At 61.6% G+C, this 575-nt stretch carries 1 protein-coding gene; it reads left to right on the top strand.

The window, feature by feature from the left end; translation table 11 throughout:
- Positions 1-437 (top strand): ABC transporter permease (locus OK351_RS17895; RefSeq protein ID WP_265161771.1); only part of this gene is annotated, 437 nt, incomplete at its 5' end.
- Between the last annotated feature and the right edge of the window lie 138 nt (positions 438-575).

The raw sequence follows: 575 nt of genomic DNA, 5'->3' as shown, positions 1-575 counted from the left end.
TGGTGGGGATCAATGACGGGATGAAGGTCGCGGTGATTATTTCCGGGGCGATCTGGCCGGTGTTGCTGAACACGATCGAGGGGGTGCGGTCGATCGATGCGGTGCAGAACGAAACGTCCAGGTCGTATGGGATCAGTGGGTTCAACCGGATCCGGTACCAGGTGTTGCCCTCGGCGACTCCGACGATCATGGCCGGGGTGCGTCAGTGCCTGTCGATCGGGTTGATCCTGATGGTGATCTCCGAGATGTTTGCCTCGTCTTCGGGGTTGGGGTTCACGATTGTGCAGTTCCAGCGGTCCTTCGCGGTGCCCGAGATGTGGTCCGGGATCGTGGTGCTGGGGTTGATCGGTGTGTTGATGTCATTTATTTTCCAGTGGGCCGAGCGCAGGATCCTGCGTTGGTACCACGGGCTGAAAGAGGTTGAAAATGCGGTCTGAACCAACGAACAATCCCGTGGCCGGTGGTGGGCCGGCCCCGGCGGGCCGGACGCTGCCCGAGGACCAGGCGTTGTTGTCGGTGCGGGGGTTGCAGAAGGTCTACCAGACCGATGCCGGGCCGATCGAGGCGGTACGGAA

Source organism: Glutamicibacter sp. MNS18 (assembly GCF_026107515.2).
Lineage (GTDB): Bacteria > Actinomycetota > Actinomycetes > Actinomycetales > Micrococcaceae > Glutamicibacter.
Note: the sequence above shows the minus strand (reverse complement) of the source record. Positions and strands in the feature narration are given on the sequence as shown.